The organism is Pseudoduganella sp. RAF53_2 (genome assembly GCF_052113985.1).
In the GTDB taxonomy this organism is placed as follows: Bacteria; Pseudomonadota; Gammaproteobacteria; order Burkholderiales; family Burkholderiaceae_D; genus Rugamonas.
Map to the genome: position 1 here is coordinate 1 of NZ_JBFRDW010000774.1, position 2,487 is coordinate 2,487.

Annotated in this window: 1 protein-coding gene and 1 pseudogene; both read left to right on the forward strand. The window is 63.0% G+C overall.

Annotated features, from left to right (window positions below; translation table 11 throughout):
- Positions 1-2,105: tetratricopeptide repeat-containing sensor histidine kinase (locus AB4Z11_RS29285; protein ID WP_442029338.1), on the forward strand; the 2,105-nt coding region annotated here is incomplete at its 5' end.
- A gap of 46 nt (positions 2,106-2,151) precedes the next feature.
- Positions 2,152-2,487 (forward strand): annotated as a pseudogene (locus AB4Z11_RS29290) (ornithine carbamoyltransferase); the annotation flags it as partial.

Genomic DNA, 2,487 nt, shown 5'->3' on the forward strand with positions numbered 1-2,487 from the left:
ACCTGCACTCGGCGCTGGAGTGGATGCAGCGTGCGATGGAACTGGCGCGTCCCACCGCCTGGCCGCGCAGCGTGGGCTCGGTGCTGATGCACACGGCCGACACGGTGCGCCGCCTGGGCCGCATCGATGCCGCGCAAGAGCTGCTACAGGAGGCGCTGGAAATCATGCTGCCGGTGGCGAACGCCCGCAGCTACGCCATCGCCCTGCAATACCTGGGCGACCTGTGCCTGGCCAAGGAAGACTTTTCCGGTGCGCTGGACGCCTTCCAGCGCCTGGCCATCCGCGCCGAAGCCTTGCAGCAGGCGGATTTTGAAAGCGTGGCCCGCCGCGGCCAGGCACATGCCCTGCTCTTCCTCGACCGCGCCGAAGAGGCGCTGGATATGGCGGAACAAGCCGTGCAGCTGGCCGCCAGCCTGCACAACGCTTACAACCATATCGCCGCCTTGCGCGTGCTGGCCCTGATCCACAGCCGTAATACGCTGCCCGCGCCGGAAGGCATGACCGCGCCCAACGCCACCCTGCACTACCTGCACCACGCGCTGGACACCGCCTCCACCATCGAAGGCTTTACCGTGCCGGGCGATCTGTACGACGCGCTGGGCCAGGAATACGCTCACCTCGGCGACTTCGGGAAGGCTTACAGCATGGCCACTGCCGCCAGCCAGGCGCGCGAAAAGACGCATACGCTGGAAGCCACCAGCCGCGCCGTCGCCATGCAGGTGCACCATCAGACGGAGCAGGCACGCGCCGAAGGCCAGCACCACCGTGAACTGGCCATGTCGGAAGCGCGCCGCGCCGAAGTGCTGCAGCAGACCACGCGGCTGCTGGAGCGCCTGTCGGCCATCGGCCAGGAAATCACCACCCATCTGGATGCACATGGCGTGTTCCAGGCGCTGAACATCCACGTCCAGGCCCTGTTGTCGGCCAATACTTTTGCCATCTATCTGACCGATCCATCTGGCCAGAAACTGCAGCGCGCCTTCGGTATCGAGGACGGCCRCCCCCTGCCGCATCGCATCATTCCGCTCGATCACCCGTCGGCACTGGGCGCCAAATGCCTGAACGAGCGGCGCGAGGTCTATGTCGAGCAGGTCGGCGAAGAACGCCACGCCATGGCCCTGCCGGGCACCGCTCCGAGCGTGTGCGCCCTGTTCGTGCCGCTGCTGCTGGGCGAACGCGCGCTGGGCGTGATGACGGTGCAGTCGATGCAGATCAATGCTTTTGGCGAACGCGAACGCCTGATCTTCCGTACTTTATGCTCCTACGGCGCCATTGCACTGGATAACGCGCATGCCTACGAACAGCTGAAGGAAGCCCAGAGCCAGCTGGTATCGCAGGAAAAGCTGGCGGCACTGGGCTCGCTGATGGCGGGCGTGGCGCACGAACTGAATACGCCGATCGGCAACAGCCTGCTGATCGCCAGCACACTGGAACAGAAGACGGAAGACCTGGAAAAAGCCGTCAATGGCCCCGGCCTGCGCAAATCCGAACTGCTGACGTATATCGGCGACGCACGCAAGGCGTCCGCGCTGGTGATGCGCGGCCTGCACAGCGCGGCAGACCTGGTGAACAGCTTCAAGCAGGTGGCGGTGGACCGCACCACGGAACAACGCCGCAGCTTCAATCTGCAACAGGTGACGCACGAGATCATCGCCACCATGATGAACCGCATCCGCGCCGCGTATCACAAAATCGAGTTCGAAATACCGGACTCCATCGTGATGGACAGCTACCCCGGCCCCTTCGGCCAGGTGGTCACAAATCTGATCAATAACGCCCTGCTGCACGCCTTCGACGGCCGCGAAGAAGGCCTGATGCGCCTGGTGGCCAGCATGCCCGTGGAAGGCCGCGTGCTGGTATCGTTCAGCGACGACGGCGGCGGCATCGCGCAGGAAAACCTGTCGCGGATTTTCGATCCCTTCTTCACCACAAAGCTCGGGCAAGGCGGTTCCGGCCTGGGCCTCTCGATTAGTTACAATATCGTCACTTCGCTGCTGGGTGGGCATATCAGCGTGATCAGCAGCAGTGGCGGGACCACTTTTACCCTGGACCTGCCTCTCACGGCGCCGCGGCACGATCCCGCGCGACCGGCCACTATCTACTGAAATGCCCTTATAATCATTAATCCCCCCGCAATAAGTAGTTGCAAATATGTCCACTCCGAAGATTAGGCACTACCTCCAATTCAGCGACCTGACGCTGGAAGAATATCAATATGTCATCGAGCGTGCGCACGATATCAAGCGCAAGTTCAAGAATTACGAGATCTATCACCCGATGATCGACCGTACGCTGGTGATGGTGTTCGACAAGAACTCAACCCGCACCCGCCTCTCCTTCGAGGCCGGCATGCACCAGCTGGGTGGCGCCGCCATCTACCTGAACACCCGCGATTCCCAACTGGGCCGCGGCGAGCCGGTGGAAGACGCGGGCCAGGTCATGTCCCGCATGTGCGACATCATCATGGTGCGTACCTTCGGCCAGGAC